This is a genomic window from Streptomyces sp. 2A115 (assembly GCF_052245575.1).
Lineage (GTDB): Bacteria > Actinomycetota > Actinomycetes > Streptomycetales > Streptomycetaceae > Streptomyces.
In genome coordinates this window covers 115,819-129,334 of the sequence record NZ_JBQQCG010000012.1, presented here as the reverse complement: position 1 = coordinate 129,334, position 13,516 = coordinate 115,819, and the positions used below count along the sequence as shown (strand labels likewise).

Sequence of the window (13,516 nt, the reverse complement as noted above, 5' to 3'; positions counted from 1 at the left end):
CGCGCCCCCAAAAGCGGCTCCCACAGCCCTGGGGAAGAGTGCAGCGCGATCTAGCGCAACCCCGTAGACCTGCGCATCGCCGCCTGGATCAGGCGGTCCACCAGCTCCTGGTAGGGCACTCCGGTCGCCTCCCACATCTGCGGGTACATGGAGATGGGCGTGAAGCCGGGCATCGTGTTGATCTCGTTGATCACGAACTCCCCGTCCTCGGTGAGGAAGAAGTCCGCGCGAACGAGACCCTCGCAGGACGCGGCGTCGAAGGCCTCGACGGCGAGCCGCTGGACCTCGGCGGTCTGCTCGGACGTCAGCGGGGCCGGCACGATGCCGGGCGTCGAGTCGATGTACTTCGCCTCGAAGTCGTAGTACGCGTGCGACTGCGCCGCCGGAATCTCGGCGGGCACGGAGGCCCTCGGCCCGTCCTCGAACTCCAGGACCCCGCACTCGATCTCGCGGCCGCGCAGCAGCGCCTCCACGAGGATCTTCGGGTCGTGCTGCTGGGCAGTCGCGATCGCCTCGTCGAGACCGCCCAGGTCGTCGACCTTCGTGATGCCGATCGACGACCCCGCGCGCGCGGGCTTCACGAAGAGCGGCCAGCCGTGCTCGCCGGCGAAGTCGACGATCTTCTTGCGGGCCGCGGACTCGTCGAGCTCCCACTCGCGGGGGCGGATCACCACGTACGGGCCGACGGGCAGCCCGAAGGAGGTGAACACCCGCTTCATGTACTCCTTGTCCTGGCCGACGGCCGAGGCGAGCACACCCGAGCCGACGTACGGGACTCCGGAAAGCTCCAGGAGGCCCTGGAGGGTGCCGTCCTCGCCGTACGGGCCGTGCAGCATCGGGAAGACGACGTCGACCTCACCGAGCGCCTTGGGGACCGAACCGGGCTCGCTGTAGACGACTTCCCGGTTACCGGGGTCGACGGACAGGACCACGCCGCCCTCGTCCGACTCCGCGAGCTGTTCCACGTTCGGCTGGCGCCGGTCGACGATCGCCATCCGCTCCGGCTCGTCCGCGGTGAGCGCCCAGCGGCCGTCCTGGGTGATGCCGATCGGCAGTACGTCGTACTTCGTACGGTCGATGGCTCGCAGGAGCGCGCCGGCGGTGACGATGGAGATCCCGTGTTCGGAGCTGCGACCGCCGAACACGACGGCCACACGCGGCTTACGGGGCTGCTGCTCGGGGCTCTGGGGCAGGTTCTCGGTGCTCATATCGGCTTGAGAGTACCCGTTGGTAGGGCGCGAGTCAGCGCCCGACGGTCCCTGTCGCCCAGCGTCGTTCGGATGGTCGCTCAGCGTCATTCCCGCTGTTGCGCAGCGTGGTTCCGCGAACTGGCCGGGCCGGATTTCAGTGGCGCTCCGGCTTGGCGCTGCGGGACATCAGCTCCTTGAGGGCGACGACCGGTGGCTTGCCCTCGTGGACGATGCCGACGACCATCTCCGTGATGGGCATGTCGACGCCGTGCCGGCGGCCCAAGTCCAGTACGGACTCACAGGACTTGACGCCCTCGGCGGTCTGCCTGGTGACGGCGATGGTCTCCTCGAGGGTCATGCCCTTGCCGAGGTTGGTGCCGAAGGTGTGGTTGCGCGAGAGCGGCGAGGAGCACGTCGCCACGAGGTCGCCGAGGCCGGCGAGGCCGGAGAACGTCAGCGGGTCGGCGCCCATGGCGAGGCCGAGCCGGGTCGTCTCCGCCAAACCGCGTGTGATGAGGGAGCCCTTGGCGTTGTCGCCGAGTCCCATGCCGTCCGCGATACCCACGGCGAGACCGATCACGTTCTTGATGGCACCGCCGAGTTCGCAGCCCACCACGTCGGTGTTGGTGTACGGGCGGAAGTACGGCGTGTGGCAGGCGGCCTGGAGCCGCTGGGCCACCGCTTCGTCGCGGCACGCGACCACGGCGGCGGCCGGCATGCGGGCGGCGATCTCACGGGCGAGGTTGGGCCCGGTGACCACGGCGATACGGTCGGCGCCGACCTTGGCCACGTCCTCGACGACCTCGCTCATCCGCATCGCGGAGCCGAGTTCGACGCCCTTCATGAGGGAGACGAGAACGGTGTCGGGAGCGAGCAGCGGAGTCCATTCGGCGAGGTTGCCGCGCAGCGTCTGTGAGGGAATGGCGAGCACGGTGAAGTCGGCGTCGCGCGCGGCCTGAGCGGCGTCCGTGGTGGCCTTCAGGTTCGCGGGGAGTTCGATGCCCGGCAGGTAGTCCGGGTTCGTACGCGTGGAGTTGACCGCTTCGGCGAGTTCGGCCCGCCGTCCCCACAGCGTCACGTCGCACCCGGCGTCGGCGAGCACCATGCCGAAGGCCGTGCCCCACGATCCGGTCCCGAAGACGGCCGCCTTGACGGGCTTGCCGGATGTCGTCACTTGCCGTGCTCCTCTTCCCGCTCTGCCTTTTCTTGCTCTGCCTTTTCCTGCTCTGCTTGTACCCGCGCCGCCTTTTCCCGCTCTGCCTTTTTCCGCTTTTCGTGTGCCCGTGTCCTGCGCCGCTGATCGATGCGCACCTGGCGCGGGTCGTACGGCGTGCTGGGCGCCTTCTCGCCGCGGATCACCTCCAGCTGCGCGGTGATCGCGGCCATGATGACCTCTGTCGCCTCCTTCAGGAGGTCGGGGGTCATCTCCTTGTCATAGAAGCGCGAGAGGTCCACGGGTGGGCCCGCGAGTACATGGTGCGTCTTGCGCGGAAGGACGTCCGGCTTCTTGGCGTACGGCGGAAGCAGCAGGTTGGCGCCCCACTGAGCGACCGGAATCACCGGGCACTTGGTCTGCAGGGCGACCCGTGCGGCCCCCGTCTTGCCGGTCATCGGCCACAGGTCGGGATCGCGGGTCAGGGTGGCCTCGGGATAGAACGCCACGCACTCCCCGCGCTCCACGGCGTCGATCGCGGCCCGATAGGCACTGAGCGCGTCGGTGCTCTCGCGGTACACCGGGATCTGCCCGGTGCCGCGCATGGCCGCCCCCACGAAACCCTTCCTGAAAAGCCCGCTCTTCGCGAGGAATCGCGGAACACGGCCCGTGTTGTATTGATAGTGCGCGTACGCGAAGGGGTCCACGTGGGAATTGTGGTTCACCGCGGTAATAAATCCGCCCTCGGCCGGAATGTTCTCCATTCCACGCCAGTCCCGCTTGATCAGAACCACCAACGGCGGTTTGCAGAGCACCGCCGCGAAGCGGTACCAGAAGCCGATTCTGCGGCGGGGCACGCGCGACACCTTCCTCTAGGGCCTGGGGGGCCGCACAAGTGTCGCCCCAGGCCGCCTGTCTGTCGAGAACACCGTACGCCCGCCCGTCTCCCACCACCGCCCTTACAAGGAGCTTCGCCGTATCCCCCCTGCCGCCTGCCCGCCACGGTGTCCGGGTCACAATAGGCGCGACAAGGGAGGGACGGAGCGCTCGTGCAGTGGACCTTGGTCGTACCCCTCAAAGCCCTGTCGCGGGCGAAGAGCAGGCTCTCGGACACCGCGGCCGACGGCCTGCGCCCCGGGCTCGCCCTCGCGTTCGCACAGGACACCGTGGCCGCGGCGCTGGCCTGCCCGGCGGTCGGGGATGTGGCGGTCGTCACGGGCGACGTACTGGCCGGGCGCGAACTGGCCGCACTGGGCGCCCGGATCATCCCGGACGAGCCGGGAGGCGGCCTGAACGCCGCCCTGGGGCACGCGGCGTCGGCGGTACGCACCAGACGCCCCCGAAGGCCGCTGGCGGCCCTGAACGCCGATCTTCCCGCTCTGCGTCCCCTGGAATTGGCCCGCGTCCTCACCGCGGCCGCCGAATTCCCCCGCGCTTTCCTCCCGGACGCCGCCGGAATCGGCACAACTCTCCTGGCCGCTTCCGCAGACCACGAATTGCTCCCCGCATTCGGCACCGATTCCCGCGCCCGTCATCGCGCGTCGGGAGCCATGGAACTGCTCTTGACCGCCGTGGATTCCGTACGCCAGGACGTAGACACCGGCGCCGACCTACGAGCGGCCCTCACCCTTGGCGTGGGCCCCCGCACGACAGCGGCGGTAGAGCGGCTGAAGGCCGCCTGACCTGCCTCTCAGCACGCCCGCACAACGGGCGCCCCATAAGAGGCGCGGGGCTGTGTCATTTGCGGCTCCGCCGCGATGGGGGTCCCCCCGCTCGAGCGAAGTCGAGAGTGGGGGAGCGCTCAGCCCGGACAACCCGCACTCCGCGCACCGGCCTCAGAGACCCGCCCCAAGCGGAGCGCATACGCTTCACCTCATGCAGGCGACCGCGTACACATACGACCCCGAGACCCACAGCGGCCAGGTGCTGCTGGACGACGGCACCCCCGTGCCCTTCGACGGCCCGGCGTTCGACAGGGGCGGCCTCAGGATGCTGCGCCCGGGCCAGCGGGTGCGGATCGAGCTCGAGGGCGAGCAGGACGACCGCCGCATCACCCTGGTGACACTGCACACCTTCTGAGCGCGCACACCTTCCGGCCGTGCCGGACACGCCGCGGGCCGGGCTCCCCAAAGGGAGTCCGGCCCGGCGCGTGAGTACCCAGCACCCCTACTCCTAGCGGGCGGTGGCCTTCTTGGCGGTGGTCTTGCGCGCCGCGGTCTTCCTCGCGGGCGCCTGCTTGGCCGGCGCGGTCTTCTTGGCCGTCGCCTTCTTGGCGGTCGACTTCTTCGCCGCCGCCTTCTTGGCCGTGGTCTTCTTCGCCGTGGCCGTCTTGGCGGTGGTCTTCTTGGCCGCCGTCTTCTTCGTCGCCGTGGTCTTCTTCGCCGGCGCGGCCTTCTTGGCCGCGGCCGCCCTCGGCGTGACCTTCTTGGCCGTGGTCGCCCTCTTGGCCGCGGCCTTCCTCACCGTGGCGGTGGCCCCGCCGGACAGGCTGCCCTTGGGCGCCTTCTTGACCGCCACATCGTGCTTCGGGAGCTTCTTCGAGCCGCTCACCAGGTCCTTGAAGCCCTGGCCCGCGCGGAAACGCGGCACGGAGGTCTTCTTGACCCGAACACGCTCCCCAGTCTGTGGGTTACGGGCGTAACGGGCCGGGCGGTCCACCTTCTCGAAGGAACCGAAGCCGGTGACCGAGACCCGTTCCCCGCCCACAACCGCGCGGACGATGGCGTCCAGTACGGCGTCGACCGCGTCGGCGGCCTGCTGACGCCCGCCGACCTTGTCCGCAATCGCTTCTACGAGCTGCGCCTTGTTCACGTCTTCCCCTTCGGAGACATTGCCAGAACGAAAGTGTTCAAGCTTTTTCGCACATTAGGCAGATATATACCGCAAATCAAACACGAAACGGGCTAATCACCCTAGTGCCGCAACGAACTCGGGCCGGTGCGGAGTTCCTCAGCGTTCCTCTTCGGGGATTCGGCCCTCGTCGAGGTCCGTGGTGAACCGCTCCAGACGCCTTGTCGCATCGGCGAGATCGTGCTTGGCCACGGCCGTAATGACCAGCAGCTTCCGGGTCAGCGCCATCCGTACGCCCTCCGGGACTTGCAGTGCGCGCACCCTTGTGTGCGCTTCCTTGAGTTGGGACGCGACTGCCGCATAGAGCTCGAGTTGGCCGTCGTGTTCCATGCACAGATTGTGCCATCTGGGGCGAGTTGTCGCCTGCGCAGGGGGTAACTACCGCCTCCCGAGGGCCTCCTGCGCGTCTCCCCACAAGGCTCTGCCGAGGCTCGACTACCCCATCAAGCCCCCTTGAAACAAGGCCAGTTGAGGCCAATCACCGAGGCCGTGAGACCTCTTGCGGAGGCAGACACAGATGTACCCCCAACCGTCCACGATTGGGGGTACAGAGGCCTGTTGAGCTGGCCGGAATCAGCCTTGCGGGTTCGGGCCTGACCACACTCGGAGGTGAACCGACCCGAGGGCGACCGAACCTGAGGGTGATCAGACCTGAACGGTCCGCGGCTTGTGCGAGGGCCGCTTGGCCTCGTACGTGGAGATGTCCGCCTCGTTCTGGAGCGTGATGGAGATGTCGTCCAGTCCGTTCAGCAGCCGCCAACGGGCGTTCTCGTCGAGTTCGAAGGCGGCCGTGATGCCCTCGGCGCGCACCTCGCGCGCCTCAAGGTCCACAGTGACCTCAGCCTGCGCATCCTTCTCGGTGAGCTCCCACAGCGCATCCACGATCTCCTGCTCCACAATCACCGTGAGCAGGCCGTTCTTGAGCGAGTTGCCGCGGAAGATGTCGGCGAAGCGGGACGAGATGACGGCCCTGAAGCCGTAGTTCTGCAGCGCCCACACAGCGTGCTCACGCGAGGAGCCGGTACCGAAGTCGGGACCCGCGATCAGGACCGTGGCGCCTTCGCGCTCGGGCTGGTTGAGGATGAACGACGAGTCCTTGCGCCAGGCCTCGAACAGCCCGTCCTCGAAGCCGTCCCTGGTCACCTTCTTGAGCCAGTGGGCGGGGATGATCTGGTCGGTGTCGACGTTGCTGCGGCGCAGCGGGACGGCCCGGCCGGTGTGCGTGGTGAATGCTTCCATGACTGATCAGACTCCAGCGGGCGTACGGGTGTCGGCGTCGGACAGGTCCGCCGGGGAGGCCAGATGGCCCAGCACGGCGGTGGCGGCGGCGACCTGCGGCGACACCAGGTGCGTACGGCCGCCCTTGCCCTGCCTGCCTTCGAAGTTGCGGTTGGACGTGGAGGCGGAGCGCTCACCGGGGGCGAGCTGGTCGGGGTTCATGCCCAGACACATCGAGCAGCCCGCGTGCCGCCATTCGGCGCCGGCCTCCTTGAAGACCAGGTCCAGGCCCTCGGAGACGGCCTGCAGACCGACGCGCGCGGAGCCGGGGACCACCAGCATCCGTACGCCGTCGGCGACTTTGCGGCCCTCGACGATCGATGCGGCCGCGCGCAGATCCTCGATACGGCCGTTGGTGCAGGAACCTACGAAGACGGTGTCGACCTTGATGTCGCGCAGCAGCTGCCCGGCGGTCAACCCCATGTATTCCAGGGCCTTTTCGGCGGCATGGCGCTCCGAAGCGTCCTCGTACGAAGCAGGGTCGGGGACGGACGCCGAAAGCGGCGCACCCTGACCGGGGTTGGTGCCCCAGGTGACGAACGGCGCGAGGGAGGCGGCGTCGATGACGACCTCCTCGTCGAATTCCGCGTCCTCGTCCGACTTAAGGGTCTTCCAGTACGCGACGGCGGCGTCCCAGTCCTCGCCCTCGGGGGCGTGGGCGCGGCCCTTGATGTACTCGAAGGTGGTCTCGTCGGGGGCGATCATGCCCGCGCGGGCACCGGCCTCGATCGACATGTTGCAGATGGTCATCCGGGCCTCCATCGAGAGTTTCTCGATGGCGGAGCCGCGGTACTCCAGGATGTAGCCCTGGCCGCCGCCCGTACCGATCTTGGTGATGATCGCCAGGATCAGGTCCTTGGCCGTGACGTCCTCGGGCAGTTCACCGTCGACCGTGATGGCCATGGTCTTCGGGCGGGCCAGCGGGAGGGTCTGGGTGGCCAGCACGTGCTCGACCTGGGAGGTGCCGATGCCGAACGCCAGCGCCCCGAAGGCGCCATGCGTGGAGGTGTGGGAGTCACCGCACACGACCGTGGTGCCGGGCTGGGTCAGACCCAGCTGCGGTCCCACGACGTGCACCACGCCCTGCTCGACGTCACCCAGGGAGTGCAGACGCACGCCGAACTCGGCGCAGTTCTTGCGCAGCGTCTCGAGCTGGGCGCGGGAGACCGGGTCCGCGATGGGCTTGTCGATGTCGAGGGTCGGGGTGTTGTGATCCTCGGTCGCGATGGTGAGGTCGAGGCGGCGCACGGGGCGCCCCGCCTGACGGAGGCCGTCGAAGGCCTGGGGGCTGGTCACCTCGTGCAGCAGGTGCAGATCGATGAAGAGAAGGTCGGGCTCGCCCTCCGCGCGCCGGACGACATGGTCGTCCCAGACCTTCTCAGCGAGTGTCCTACCCATCGCTTTCCCCTTTGTTTGGCTCGTTCGCCTCCGGGGCGCTCCAGCCGGTGTCGAGGGTCCGATCGTGCTCGGCCGCTCGCCTCCGGCGTGCCCCTCCGGCTCTCTCGCCGCTGTTCTCGGGCATGTGGTCGCCGGGCCCATGAATTACGGGCCGCTGTGTATACCAGGGTGGCGCGTTCCACGGAAAATTGAACTTGCGTTTCACAGAGTGAGACGCGAATATCGTTTCATGGACAACAGTAGCGGCGTCGGCGTTCTGGACAAGGCAGCCCTTGTCCTGAGCGCTCTGGAGTCCGGTCCGGCCACCCTCGCGGGACTGGTCGCGGCGACCGGACTGGCACGGCCCACGGCACATCGCCTCGCCGTGGCACTTGAACACCACCGTATGGTGGCGCGCGACATGCAGGGCCGTTTCATTCTCGGCCCGCGGCTGGCCGAGCTGGCCGCCGCGGCGGGTGAGGACCGCCTCCTCGCGACGGCGGGCCCGGTACTCACGCACCTGCGCGATGTCACGGGCGAGAGCGCGCAGCTCTACCGCCGCCAGGGCGACATGCGCATCTGCGTCGCCGCGGCGGAGCGCCTGTCGGGCCTCAGGGACACGGTCCCGGTGGGCTCGACGCTCACCATGAAGGCCGGCTCCTCGGCCCAGATCCTGATGGCCTGGGAGGAGCCGGAGCGCCTGCACCGCGGCCTGCAGGGCGCCCGCTTCACGGCGACGGCGCTGTCGGGCGTACGGCGCCGGGGCTGGGCCCAGTCGATCGGCGAGCGTGAGCCGGGCGTGGCGTCCGTCTCCGCGCCGGTGCGCGGGCCGTCGAACCGCGTTGTCGCGGCCGTCTCGGTGTCCGGACCGATCGAGCGCCTCAGCCGCCACCCGGGCCGGATGCACGCCCAGGCGGTCATCGACGCGGCCGCCCGCCTGTCGGAGGCGCTGCGCCGCACGGGCTGACCGCCCGCATCGACTTCGGCCGGCCGGTCGCTTCAACGCCGCAGCGATCGGCTGGAGTTGACGTTGTCCCTCAGCTCAACCAGCTCAGCACGAAGAAGCCCTCCCCAACTGGGGAGGGCTTCTTCTTCGTGTACCCCCGACCGGATTCGAACCGGCGCTACCGCCTTGAGAGGGCGGCGTGCTAGGCCGCTACACAACGGGGGCAAGGACCACAAGTGATCCAGCTGGGCTACCAGGACTCGAACCTAGAACAACGGAACCAGAAACCGTCGTGTTGCCAATTACACCATAGCCCAATGGTGGTCTAGACCACCCTGAGTACCCCCGACCGGATTCGAACCGGCGCTACCGCCTTGAGAGGGCGGCGTGCTAGGCCGCTACACAACGGGGGCCCTAGCGATCCTGCATGAGAGTCAGCGGGTGCGACCCGGACTGTCCCCCCTGGGAAGGATCTGTACCCCCGACCGGATTCGAACCGGCGCTACCGCCTTGAGAGGGCGGCGTGCTAGGCCGCTACACAACGGGGGCTTTGCGGAATGGATCTCCGCGGTTGCAGATGAGCTCTGCGAGCTGGCCTACCAGGACTCGAACCTAGACTAACGGAACCAGAAACCGTCGTGCTGCCAATTACACCATAGGCCACTGAAACGCAACCCCTGTTGGGGATCTTGTTCTAGTATGCGCCTTCGAGGCCTGTCCTTACGGTCGACTCTCCGGCGGCGCAGGAAGAACATTACCTGAAGGTGGACGGCGCTCCAAAACGGGTATCGGGCCGGAGGATCCCAGGAAGTTCGCCGAGCGAGACGATCCGGCGCAGGCCAACGAGCCGATCCGTCGGCCGGCCCGGCGCGGCGTCCCCGCCCGGGACCGCGACGGCGCTCCCGCCCGCGCGGTCGATCCAGACCGAGAACAACCCGGCGTCGGCCGCGCCCTGCCCGTCGATCTCCGGGTGATCCCCGACGTACGCGACCTCGTGGGGCGGCAGTGCCAGAGCGTCGCAGGCCGCGTGGAACGCCTCGGCCGCGGGCTTGGAGACGCCCAGCTCGGCCGCGCACAGCACCGACTCGAAGCGGTCGCGTACGCCGAGGACGCTCAGCTTGCGGTCCTGGACTCGGATGCTGGAGTTGGAGAGGACCGCGTGGCGGTGGCTGCCGGCCAGCGTGTCGAGGACGGGCAGGACGTCCGGGAACAGCGCCCAGGCCGCTTCGTAGTGCCCCATGTACCGGTGGAACCAGGCTTCGGCTTCCTCGTGGGTCAGGGGCGCGTCCAGAAAGGCCCGTACGCGGTCCCGGCGCGCTTCCTCCCAGTCCGTCGTCTCCCCCGACGCGAACCTCGCCCACTGCTGGTCGGTGAGTTCCCGCCAGCGGGCGAGGGCCTGCTCGACGGACGCGTACCCGTCGAGCAGGCCCTCGGCGGCGAGATGTCCGCGCATTCCGGCCCGGTCGGCCGTCGTGTAGTCGAAGATCGTGTCGTCGACGTCCCACACCACGGCTTTGATCGTCATGGCTCGACGGTAACGCCGGGCCCTCGGCCGTGTCTGTCGATCGTCGGGTGTCTGCCGGTCGCCGGTCGGCGTCGGCCGGGCCCTGGCGTCGCGGGGCGTACGACGCCCGAAGAACGCCGAACCCAGTTGGACAAGGCTGTACGCGTCCTGGCGCGTGACCCGTTCCGCGAACTCGACCGCCCGGCTGGACCCGAACGAGCATCTGCGCAAGGCGTACGTGGCCCCTGGCGTGACGCTGGAGTACATGGCGGCCGAAGCGATCCTGGTCATCCTCGTGCTGGAAATCTTCGACGAGAGCCACTGCCTGGTCGACGAGAACGACACGGTCCGAACCCATGCCGGAGGGGCGGCGTCCGAACCGGACGCCGCCCCTCTGTACGTGTGCCGTGCGACTACGCGGCCAGCTTCGCCAGCGCCGCGTCGATACGGGCCAGTGTCTGCTCCTTGCCCAGGATCTCCAGGGACTCGAAGAGCGGCAGGCCGATCGTGCGGCCGGTGACGGCGACACGGACCGGGGCCTGGGCCTTGCCGAGCTTGAGGCCGTGGGCCTCGCCGGCGGCCAGGACGGCCTCCTTCAGGGACTCGGGTGAGGTCCAGTCCGCCGTCTCCAGCTTTTCCCTCGCCGTGCGGAGGAGGGCGTCCGACCCCTCCTTCATCGCCTTCGTCCAGGACGCCTCGTCGAAGACCGGCTCCGGGAGGAACAGGAAGTCGACGTTGTCCGTGATCTCGGAGAGGACCTTGAGGCGGGTCTGGGCGTGCGGGGCGATGGCCGTCCACTTCGACTCGTCGAAGGCCTCCGGCTCCCATGGGGCGAAGGGGGCCTTCAGCCAGGGGGTGCAGCGCTCGGCGAAGTCCTTCGCGTCGAGCAGGCGGATGTGGTCGGCGTTGATCGCTTCGCACTTCTTGAGGTCGAAGCGGGCCGGGTTGGGGTTCACGTCCGTCACGTCGAAGGCCGCGACCATCTCGTCCATCGTGAAGATGTCCTGGTCGGCGGAGAGCGACCAGCCGAGCAGGGAGAGGTAGTTGAGCAGGCCCTCGGGGAGGAAACCGCGCTCCCTGTAGAGGTTCAGCGAGGACTGCGGGTCGCGCTTGGAGAGCTTCTTGTTGCCCTCGCCCATGACGTACGGGAGGTGACCGAAGGCAGGGGTCCGCTTGGCGATGCCCAGCTCCGTCAGCGCCTTGTAGAGGGCGATCTGGCGGGGGGTGGAGGAGAGCAGGTCCTCGCCGCGCAGGACGTGGGTGATCTCCATCAGGGCGTCGTCGACCGGGTTGACCAGCGTGTAGAGCGGGGCTCCGTTGGCTCGTACGATCCCGAAGTCCGGCACGTTCTCCGGCGTGAAGGTCAACTCGCCGCGGACCAGGTCCGTGAAGGTGATCGCCTCGTCGGGCATGCGGAAGCGGACGATGGGCTCGCGGTCCTCCGTCTTGTACGTCGCGATCTGCTCGTCGGTCAGCACGCGGCAGTGGCCGTCGTAGCCGGACGGCTTGCCCGCGGCGCGGGCCGCGTCGCGGCGGGCGTCGAGCTCCGCCGTCGAGCAGTAGCAGTAGTACGCGTGGCCGGCGTCCAGGAGCTTGCGGGCGACGTCCTGGTAGATGTCCATCCGCTGCGACTGGCGGTACGGGGCGTGCGGGCCGCCGATCTCGGGCCCCTCGTCCCAGTCGAAGCCCAGCCAGCGCATCGCGTCGAGCAGCTGGTCGTACGACTCCTCGGAGTCGCGGGCCGCGTCGGTGTCCTCGATGCGGAAGACCAGGGTGCCTTCGTTGTGCCGGGCGAACGCCCAGTTGAACAGGGCGGTGCGGACCAGGCCCACGTGGGGATTGCCGGTCGGGGACGGACAGAAACGTACGCGGACGTTCGCGTTAGCCACGCTTGATCACCTTGTTGGTGAGAGTGCCGATGCCTTCGATGGTGACGGCGACCTCGTCGCCGGCACTGAGCGGGCCGACCCCTGCCGGGGTGCCCGTGAGGATCACGTCGCCGGGGAGCAGCGTCATGGCCTCGGTGATGTTCACGATCAGATCCTCGATGGAGTGGATCATCTCGCTGGTACTGCCCAGTTGTCGCTGCAGGCCGTTGACCGTGCACTGGATGGTGATGCCCTCGGCGATCGCGGCCAGGTCGAGGTCCGTCTCCACCCAGGGGCCGAGCGGGCAGGAGTTGTCGAAGCCCTTGGCCCGGGCCCACTGCTTCTCGCGCTTCTGGACGTCGCGCGCGGTGACGTCGTTGGCGCAGGTGTAGCCGAGGATGACGTCCTTGACGCGCTCACGCGGGACCTCACGGCACATACGGCCGATGACCACGGCCAGCTCGGCCTCGTGGTGCAGCTCGTTCGAGAAGGAGGGGTACGCGATCTCGTCGCCGGAGCCGATCACCGAGGTGGACGGCTTGAAGAAGGCGAAGGGGGCGTCGGGCACCTCGTTGCCGAGTTCCTTCGCGTGCTCCGCGTAGTTGCGGCCGAAGGCCACGACCTTGTTGGGGAGCACGGGCGGCAGCAGCCGGACCTTGCTCAGCGGGACCTTCGTACCGGAGAGCTCGAAGTCCGAGAACGGGATGCCCTTGATGATGTCGAGGACGAGCCCGTCCGTCGATCCAGGAGGGCCCTCGCCCTCGACCGCGCCGAACGCGACGTTGCCGTCGATGGAGAACCTGGCGATGCGCACGGGATCCTTGCGCCCCTCACTGAACTGGCCGGAGTCTGACGCTCCAGGCTAGCGCGGGGAAGGGTGCCCCGAGGATCCGGACGCCGCTCGCCGATCCGGCCCGGCCCGGATCCTCGGGCACACGCCTCAGGGCCCGGCCTCGCGGGACTGTGCCGGGTGGGGCGTGGGAAGATCAGTCCGCGGGGGTGGCCGCGACCGGGATGTCCATCAGGACCGTGCGGCGGGGGTTGGCGGTCTGGGCGGGAAGCGCGGTGAACTCGGCGGGCTGCTCCTGCCACTCCGGTGTACGCAGCTCCTCGGCGTCCTCGAGGTGCGCCAGCGTGGTGCGCTCCGGATTGGCTATGTTGCGGAACATCATCGTCGTCTTCATCTGCGGTTTTGGATCCTGTCGGTACGGGCGCCGCGGGGTCGGGGATAACCGTCGCGCGGGCACGGGTTGTCGGATTTGCCATACATGTAAAGCGTCAGGCTAAACGCGTGATTCCCTGTCGAAGCCGTGAAGACGCCGTGATCACCGTGTGAGTTTTCTCACTTAC

14 protein-coding genes and 5 tRNA genes are annotated in these 13,516 nt (G+C 68.5%); 3 read left to right on the top strand and 16 right to left on the bottom strand.

What is annotated here, in order from left to right:
* Window positions 1-50: 50 nt before the first annotated feature.
* The 3 genes from ACTWQR_RS13675 to ACTWQR_RS13665 all read right to left on the bottom strand — a co-directional run bounded on the left by ACTWQR_RS13675 (window position 51) and on the right by ACTWQR_RS13665 (window position 3,200).
* Complete coding sequence (locus ACTWQR_RS13675; protein ID WP_443227284.1) at window positions 51-1,208, bottom strand: D-alanine--D-alanine ligase family protein; 1,158 nt, start codon at window positions 1,206-1,208, stop codon at window positions 51-53.
* A gap of 136 nt (window positions 1,209-1,344) precedes the next feature.
* Complete coding sequence (locus tag ACTWQR_RS13670; RefSeq protein WP_443227283.1) at window positions 1,345-2,364, bottom strand: NAD(P)H-dependent glycerol-3-phosphate dehydrogenase; 1,020 nt, start codon at window positions 2,362-2,364, stop codon at window positions 1,345-1,347.
* Entirely contained in the window at window positions 2,361-3,200 is an 840-nt protein-coding gene (locus tag ACTWQR_RS13665; protein ID WP_443227330.1) for a lysophospholipid acyltransferase family protein, read from the bottom strand. Before ACTWQR_RS13665 ends, ACTWQR_RS13670 begins: the two co-directional genes overlap by 4 nt.
* A gap of 192 nt (window positions 3,201-3,392) precedes the next feature.
* Between ACTWQR_RS13665 and cofC the strand changes: the two genes are divergently transcribed.
* Window positions 3,393-4,025 carry a 2-phospho-L-lactate guanylyltransferase gene (cofC, locus tag ACTWQR_RS13660; RefSeq protein WP_443227282.1) on the top strand — a complete coding sequence of 211 codons (633 nt, stop codon included), beginning with the start codon at window positions 3,393-3,395 and terminating at the stop codon, window positions 4,023-4,025.
* Window positions 4,026-4,218: 193 nt separating this feature from the next.
* On the top strand, window positions 4,219-4,422 hold the full coding sequence (locus tag ACTWQR_RS13655; protein WP_443227281.1) for a hypothetical protein: 204 nt from the start codon (window positions 4,219-4,221) through the stop codon (window positions 4,420-4,422).
* Window positions 4,423-4,515: 93 nt separating this feature from the next.
* Here the strand turns inward: ACTWQR_RS13655 and ACTWQR_RS13650 are convergent, their stop codons facing one another.
* The 4 genes from ACTWQR_RS13650 to leuC form a co-directional block, all read right to left on the bottom strand.
* Window positions 4,516-5,154, bottom strand: coding sequence for an HU family DNA-binding protein (locus ACTWQR_RS13650; protein WP_443227280.1), 639 nt, complete (start codon window positions 5,152-5,154; stop codon window positions 4,516-4,518).
* A 138-nt stretch (window positions 5,155-5,292) separates the two neighbouring features.
* The gene (locus tag ACTWQR_RS13645; protein ID WP_055614012.1) at window positions 5,293-5,523 is read right to left on the bottom strand and encodes a hypothetical protein; all 231 of its coding nucleotides are present in this window, start codon (window positions 5,521-5,523) and stop codon (window positions 5,293-5,295) included.
* A gap of 315 nt (window positions 5,524-5,838) precedes the next feature.
* Window positions 5,839-6,432, bottom strand: a complete 594-nt coding sequence (gene leuD / locus ACTWQR_RS13640) for a 3-isopropylmalate dehydratase small subunit (protein ID WP_443227279.1) — start codon at window positions 6,430-6,432, stop codon at window positions 5,839-5,841.
* 6 nt (window positions 6,433-6,438) lie between these two features.
* Window positions 6,439-7,869: a 3-isopropylmalate dehydratase large subunit gene (leuC, locus tag ACTWQR_RS13635; protein WP_443227278.1), complete on the bottom strand. Its 1,431-nt coding sequence runs from the start codon at window positions 7,867-7,869 to the stop codon at window positions 6,439-6,441.
* A gap of 229 nt (window positions 7,870-8,098) precedes the next feature.
* Here leuC and ndgR point away from each other — a divergent pair, with 229 nt between their 5' ends.
* Entirely contained in the window at window positions 8,099-8,815 is a 717-nt protein-coding gene (ndgR, locus tag ACTWQR_RS13630) for an IclR family transcriptional regulator NdgR (protein WP_067027029.1), read from the top strand.
* A 131-nt stretch (window positions 8,816-8,946) separates the two neighbouring features.
* Here the strand turns inward: ndgR and ACTWQR_RS13625 are convergent.
* The 9 genes from ACTWQR_RS13625 to ACTWQR_RS13585 all read right to left on the bottom strand — a co-directional run bounded on the left by ACTWQR_RS13625 (window position 8,947) and on the right by ACTWQR_RS13585 (window position 13,350).
* Window positions 8,947-9,019: transfer RNA gene (locus ACTWQR_RS13625), tRNA-Glu, on the bottom strand.
* Between the two features lie 20 nt (window positions 9,020-9,039).
* A tRNA-Gln gene (locus tag ACTWQR_RS13620) sits at window positions 9,040-9,111 on the bottom strand.
* A 23-nt stretch (window positions 9,112-9,134) separates the two neighbouring features.
* Window positions 9,135-9,207: transfer RNA gene (locus ACTWQR_RS13615), tRNA-Glu, on the bottom strand.
* Window positions 9,208-9,270: 63 nt separating this feature from the next.
* Window positions 9,271-9,343: transfer RNA gene (locus tag ACTWQR_RS13610), tRNA-Glu, on the bottom strand.
* Window positions 9,344-9,385: 42 nt separating this feature from the next.
* Window positions 9,386-9,457 (bottom strand) — tRNA-Gln (locus tag ACTWQR_RS13605).
* Window positions 9,458-9,548: 91 nt separating this feature from the next.
* Window positions 9,549-10,319: an HAD family hydrolase gene (locus ACTWQR_RS13600; protein ID WP_443227277.1), complete on the bottom strand. Its 771-nt coding sequence runs from the start codon at window positions 10,317-10,319 to the stop codon at window positions 9,549-9,551.
* 392 nt (window positions 10,320-10,711) lie between these two features.
* Entirely contained in the window at window positions 10,712-12,187 is a 1,476-nt protein-coding gene (gltX, locus tag ACTWQR_RS13595; protein ID WP_443227276.1) for a glutamate--tRNA ligase, read from the bottom strand.
* The gene (locus ACTWQR_RS13590; RefSeq protein WP_443227275.1) at window positions 12,180-12,980 is read right to left on the bottom strand and encodes a fumarylacetoacetate hydrolase family protein; all 801 of its coding nucleotides are present in this window, start codon (window positions 12,978-12,980) and stop codon (window positions 12,180-12,182) included. The genes gltX and ACTWQR_RS13590 overlap by 8 nt, the downstream gene beginning before the upstream one ends.
* Before the next feature lie 172 nt (window positions 12,981-13,152).
* Window positions 13,153-13,350 carry a hypothetical protein gene (locus ACTWQR_RS13585; protein ID WP_443227274.1) on the bottom strand — a complete coding sequence of 66 codons (198 nt, stop codon included), beginning with the start codon at window positions 13,348-13,350 and terminating at the stop codon, window positions 13,153-13,155.
* Between the last annotated feature and the right edge of the window lie 166 nt (window positions 13,351-13,516).

What these genes read in the sequence shown, in the direction of transcription:
- ACTWQR_RS13675 (WP_443227284.1), bottom strand. Translation starts at nt 1,208, where the DNA reads ATGAGCACCGAGAACCTGCCCCAGAGCCCCGAGCAGCAGCCCCGTAAG.
- ACTWQR_RS13655 (WP_443227281.1), top strand. Translation starts at nt 4,219, where the DNA reads ATGCAGGCGACCGCGTACACATACGACCCCGAGACCCACAGCGGCCAG.
- ACTWQR_RS13645 (WP_055614012.1), bottom strand. Translation starts at nt 5,523, where the DNA reads ATGGAACACGACGGCCAACTCGAGCTCTATGCGGCAGTCGCGTCCCAA.
- leuD (WP_443227279.1), bottom strand. Translation starts at nt 6,432, where the DNA reads ATGGAAGCATTCACCACGCACACCGGCCGGGCCGTCCCGCTGCGCCGC.
- leuC (WP_443227278.1), bottom strand. Translation starts at nt 7,869, where the DNA reads ATGGGTAGGACACTCGCTGAGAAGGTCTGGGACGACCATGTCGTCCGG.
- ndgR (WP_067027029.1), top strand. Translation starts at nt 8,099, where the DNA reads ATGGACAACAGTAGCGGCGTCGGCGTTCTGGACAAGGCAGCCCTTGTC.
- ACTWQR_RS13600 (WP_443227277.1), bottom strand. Translation starts at nt 10,319, where the DNA reads ATGACGATCAAAGCCGTGGTGTGGGACGTCGACGACACGATCTTCGAC.
- ACTWQR_RS13585 (WP_443227274.1), bottom strand. Translation starts at nt 13,350, where the DNA reads ATGAAGACGACGATGATGTTCCGCAACATAGCCAATCCGGAGCGCACC.